The sequence below is a fragment of the Allocoleopsis sp. genome, assembly GCF_036703385.1.
Lineage (GTDB): Bacteria > Cyanobacteriota > Cyanobacteriia > Cyanobacteriales > Coleofasciculaceae > Allocoleopsis.
In genome coordinates this window covers 1-5,613 of sequence record NZ_DATNPA010000801.1, presented here as the reverse complement: position 1 = coordinate 5,613, position 5,613 = coordinate 1, and the positions used below count along the sequence as shown (strand labels likewise).

General features: G+C 47.8%; 4 protein-coding genes. 2 read left to right on the top strand and 2 right to left on the bottom strand.

Annotated features, from left to right (window positions below; all coding sequences use genetic code 11):
- Positions 1 to 175: 175 nt before the first annotated feature.
- Positions 176 to 442, bottom strand: coding sequence for a Precorrin-3B methylase (locus V6C93_RS37210; RefSeq protein ID WP_333481733.1), 267 nt, complete (start codon positions 440 to 442; stop codon positions 176 to 178).
- Positions 443 to 549: 107 nt separating this feature from the next.
- Between V6C93_RS37210 and V6C93_RS37205 the strand changes: the two genes are divergently transcribed.
- On the top strand, positions 550 to 1,335 hold the full coding sequence (locus V6C93_RS37205; protein WP_349262961.1) for a DUF3891 family protein: 786 nt from the start codon (positions 550 to 552) through the stop codon (positions 1,333 to 1,335).
- A 570-nt stretch (positions 1,336 to 1,905) separates the two neighbouring features.
- Positions 1,906 to 3,516 carry a cellulase family glycosylhydrolase gene (locus tag V6C93_RS37200; protein ID WP_349262960.1) on the top strand — a complete coding sequence of 537 codons (1,611 nt, stop codon included), beginning with the start codon at positions 1,906 to 1,908 and terminating at the stop codon, positions 3,514 to 3,516.
- Between the two features lie 206 nt (positions 3,517 to 3,722).
- On the opposite strand, the gene V6C93_RS37195 is transcribed toward V6C93_RS37200, so the two are convergent.
- Positions 3,723 to 5,613: iron uptake porin (locus tag V6C93_RS37195; protein ID WP_333481730.1), on the bottom strand; the 1,891-nt coding region annotated here is incomplete at its 5' end.

The following is a 5,613-nucleotide window of genomic DNA, read 5'->3' as shown; positions in this document are numbered from 1 at the left end:
TACCGAAGAAGTGCGAATTGTCCTCCATCCTAAATACTTAGAAGATATTGATTTGAATGATTTTCAAAGTATGTGGGGTCAGCGTTAACAACAGATCTTTGCTGCATTAAAATTTTTCAAACAGTACGGAGGAACACTATGTCGCGCTTTTCACAATCGCACTTTCCCCACAATCCTATTTCGACTTTCGTTTCGACTTGGGTGGCGTTCGGTGTGCCCCAAAGTATTTTTCACTGCGATAGCGCAACCACACCCGCAACTGATGCGGAATCTGGTCTTTTTGTTCTTTCGTCAACGTATTGTAAAGCGCTAAAGCACGATCGCGTTCTCCCCGACAGGCAGCATTATTATGAGCATCCCAGTAGCTACGGGCAACCCGAATCCGCCGACAGACTTCTTTAATTAGTGCTTCTCCCGTGAGGGGATGTTCCTGCTTTGCCATACTTCAATCAGAACGTCTTACCCTAAATCCTAACCCCTAGAATGAAGGCGTTTGCCCTTTCTGCGGTCTAGTGTTTGAACATAAGGATTGTGCAAACAGGGGCAGTCATGTTGTACCGTGCGATCGGTGAAAATCGGATTTGTATTACTCAACCTACTCATGCCTGGGTTTCTGGACAAATGGCTCAAGTCTGGGGTAACGAGAGGTTTGGCTCGGTTGCTCCCTATGAGGCCGTTTGTTTGGGGGCTGAACAACATGACATCGGTTGGATACCGTGGGAATCCGCTCCCACCCTCAATCCTGACACCGGCTACCCTCACAGTTTCCTGGAAGTCGCACCAGAAGTTCATACAAAACTATGGGCAGGGGCAAAACACCTGGTAATGCCGATGGGGCGGTATGCCGCACTGCTAGTTTCGCTGCATGGAACAGGATTGTATGAACGCTTTACCCATTGGAAAAAGTCACCGGAATCGACAAGAGTTGTCGAAGCATTTTTGCAGCAGGAGAAGGAATTCCAACGGCATTTGATTAACCAGTTAGCAGACGATCCGGCTTATCAAGCCTATGTTACGCCAGAAGCGATCGCACGCAATCAACGACTCGTTGCCACCCTGGATGCGTTATCTCTGGCAATTTGCATGGGTGTAACCGCACAAAAACAGTTTGAGCAAGTTCCATCGGCAACGGGAGAAACAACTTTAACCTTGATGCCGATTAATAATGACCCAACTCAGTTGTCGGTAGAACCGTGGTGTTTCCAATCTGAAGAGGTGACGGTGGTGTTTGAGGGCCGGATTTTAACCCAGAAAGCAAATGACGAACAGACAATGCGTGAGCAACTTGCGATCGCTCCTTGGGTGACGATTACAGCAACACTTCGCCCAATATAGAGGCACGAATCGATCCGGATTTGTTTGCAATCGCCCAGTCTCACAGAAACACTATATATTGTCTTTCCAGAGAATTAATTGGCAATCGCAAATTCACGAATATCCTTGAATTTTCGGAGTAATTAAATAGGCTTGCTATCCTCGAAATAGAAGATTATTTTGCTGTTATGAGACAGCATGATGGGAAACAATATCCGCTAAATGTTGTCAAGGTAAGCAGGGTGGCAGACAGCAAAAGCTAAAAACATTTAGCCAGTCAGGCGTTGAGTTAACTTCTGTACTCTCGTTATGACCCAGTCAACTGCTTCACTTTTCAAAAAGATGTCTAAATTTTTTCTGTACCCAATCTCGCGTGTTGCCCATCTCGCATTAGCGAGCCTGCTAACGGTATTCCGCCGCTTGGGACGTAAGCGCCAACCCACTGGCGCGTCGCTGCGAACAGCTCGCTATAGGGCAACGGCAGTAAACCAGCCAAATCGGCAACACCCTAGAAACAAATCACCCTATCCCCCAAGGCCGGGACGAAGTGGCGGTAGACCCTATCCAGGACTCATCGGTCTGGGGTTAGCAATGATGTTAATCTCTGTGATTGGATTTGGCTGGTTTTCTTCTAACCCTGTGGGTGCAGCTTCTCCAAGCACAATTCAGCTGCCACTCTCGACAAGCGGCTCCAAAATCGTCGATGCTTCAGGGCGAGCTGTCTTACTCAGAGGTGTCAACTGGTTTGGAATAGAGACTCAGTTACATGCGCCTGACGGTTTGTCGAGCCGAGACTATAAAGATATGTTGGCGCAGATCAAAAGCTTGGGCTACAATCTGATTCGCCTTCCCTACTCCGTGCAATCTTTGCGATCGCAGACTGTACAGGGCATTAACTACCAATTGGGCAGCAATCAAGAACTTCAGGGGAAATCGCCCTTAGAGGTGATGGATGCTGTGATTCAAGAGTCCAATCGGCTAGGACTATTAGTTCTATTAGACTCTCACCGACTCAACGACCAGCGCATTCCAGAGTTGTGGTACGGTGATGGCTTCACCGAAGCCGACTGGATCGATACATGGAAAATGTTGGCAACTCGTTACAAAAATTACCCCAACATTATCGGAGCAGACCTGAAAAATGAACCTCACGGTCGCGCTAGTTGGGGTACCAATAACTCAGAAACAGACTGGCGGCTGGCAGCCGAACGCGCTGGAAATGAAATTTTGGCGATTAACCCAAATTGGCTGATTGTTGTCGAAGGCGTGGAGAAGAACGTCCCCGATCAAAAACTAGCCGCTCATTGGATGGGTGCCAATTTAGAGGGAGTTGAGAAATACCCTGTACGCTTGTCTAAATCTAATAAGCTGGTTTATTCTCCCCACGAGTATGGCGCTGGCGTCTATAATCAGCCTTGGTTTAACGAACCCAGTTTCCCCAACAATCTGGAAACCCGTTGGGAAACCGGATGGAACTATATTGCGACTAAAGGCACTGCACCAATCTTGATTGGAGAGTTTGGGGGTCGGCAGGTTGATACAAGCTCTAAGGAAGGTATTTGGCAACGCAAGCTTGTCGATTACGTCCGTCAAAAAGATTTGAGCTTCACTTACTGGAGTTGGAATCCTAACAGTGCGGATACCGGGGGAATCCTGCAAGATGACTGGCAATCTGTTCAGGCTGCCAAGCAAGAACTACTTCAAGGATTGCTCCTAGCAAACGGTTTTGGCCCATCTACAACCAGTAATCCCATCATCACCCAAACTCCGACGCCTCAACCGAGTTCTAGTCCGGTTGTGACCAACCCTTCCCCCAGTCCTCAACCGAGTTCTAGTCCGGTTGTGACCAATCCTTCTCCCAGCCCTCAACCAACTCAGCCTGTTGTCACAACAGGTCAAGGGCAGCTAAAGGTGTCCTCTAACCTGCAAGCGGATTGGCAAACTGGATTTTGTATGGGCATGATGGTGACCAATACTGGCACTACACCGGTTCAGAATTGGCAACTGACCTTCCAAATGAATCAGGCTTCAATTAATAATAGTTGGAATGGTAATTTCCAACCCCAAGGTTCGCAGTATGTGGTTACTCCCCTGGATTGGGGACGGGTGATTGAACCTGGACAAAGCCGAGATTTAGGATTTTGTGCCAACAAAATTGGCTCTGACTATCAACCTCGAGAATTCTCTGTTTCGCAGCGGTAATTTATCGCACTAAATTCTACATGGGGTGATGGGAAGGTTAAGAGATTAACTCGATTCCCATCACCTTATTTGATTTAGGATTGCTATAGCCCTTCTCGATTGGATGTGGTACATTTTGACCTCTCTCCTACGAGGAGAGAGGCTTTGATTCTTCTGATGTACACGCGCGTACCTGAGAACTGCTACACAACCTGTAACTTGAGTGATTAGAAACTAAATTGAGCCCGTAAGTTACCTACATAAATGGTGGGATTACTATCGAAATTATTAGCATTCCCAATCAGATAAAAGGCTGGAATGATCGCAATATTATTAGTGATGGGGTAGTGGTAGGTGGCTTCAAAATCGTATTGAGTCCCACCATCTCCACCGCCTGCTGCCAGAAACCTACGACCACTCAAGACATCAAAGGGCACTACAAAGGATAGGGTTGCCAGTGCTCCCTGCTTACCCAAGTCAGGGAAGCCTAGGCCAAACTGGAACGCTTGGGAATTAATCTTACCTCCCGATCGCCCAGCTGTTGATGGGGTGATATCTGTAGTCGCATAGCCATAACGCCCGAATAGACCAATTTTAGGAGTAATCAGCCAATCAAAGTTGATGCCAAAGGCATTGACTGTAGCTGGTTTGATGCGACCCCCTTGACCATCGTCCGCCACTCCATAAATGGGTTCTGCGCTCACCACGCCACCATTATTATCAAGGGTGTTATGAGAATAGATCAGTCTGATATTAGCTGTTGAACTTGGTTTGTAAGTTAACTCAGCCGTGATGGCGTTAGTGCCGCTGAATAATCCTTTGCTTGGGTCAGATGAGGTATTGAAGCCAAAGGCAGCCGGTAAAAATTCATTATTCTCACCTAGATAGCCCAAGTGCAGATCGAACTGCTTTGTGAGATTGACCAGGGCAACCACCCCAGAACCGCGATTTATCGGGTCATGGATGGTAGTGCTATTAGAGTTGAAGCTGCTTCCACCTGTTAAAAAGAAGGTAAAGGCATTGTTATCAAAGAAACGATTCCAGTTCACGCGAGGGCCAACAACCAACTGCACCTTATTACTAACGGGAAATTGGTAGAACAAGTCATGGATAACCACCTCTGTAAACCCGTTATTGGGTCCAGCCGTCTGATCGAGAAACGGGACACCAAAGGTATTGAAAAGCCCTGCCGAAGCGAACTGGTTGGTTGGAGATAAACCATTACCAGTCGCCAACTGGGTTACCAAAAGGTCTTTGCCCGTAAACGAGGTGTTGAAGGTCAACCAAGCCAGAGTACTCATGGTAATGCTTGGGTTACCCACCTTCTGCACAATTGGTCTACCATCTGCTCCTCGTCCAGCGAATCTGACATCGGGAGACGCAGCATTGATTGCCTCCACTTGGACATCACGACCCGCCGTGGCACCCGTGATATTCATCCAGGCTAGACCACTGAGTTTGGTCGTTGTAGAAAACTGATGGTCTTCCAGAAAGGCCACACGACCGTCTAACTTATCAACTCGTGTGCCTAATGCGGTGAGTTCTGGCTTAAATTCATCGACTAATCGCTGTAGCGTTTCTAAGTCCTTGCGGCTGGCAAATCCTTGACCACCCTGAATGATGCGCTCAATTTGTTGTAGACAGGCGTTTAACCCCGCCGCAAATTCATAACGGCTGGTTGAGCGATTACCGCGATAGGTGCCATCTGGATATCCGGCAATACAACCATAGCGTTCAACTAGCGATCGCAACGCCTCAAACGCCCAGTCTCCAGGCGAAACATCCCTTAGCTGGGTCACATTGGTAATTTGTGACATGGAGCCATTGGACTCCACCTCTCCTTCACTAGAAGAGAATTCGGTTACAGAGGGAACATTATCCAGTGCTGGCAACTCTGCTGACGATTCGACAGGATTACCCTCTAATGGGGTCACAGTAGGCATAGATGCCCTGTCTTCAACTGGATTCTTGATGTCACCTTTGTCCGATGTCTGTTCAGTGGTTGTCGGAAAAGGTGCAGATACCGTGCCTTGAACTGGGTTGCTCTTGATGTCGCCTTTATCTGATATCTGCTCAGCTACAGCAGTGACGGGATTAACCGTAGATGCTTCGGCTGAA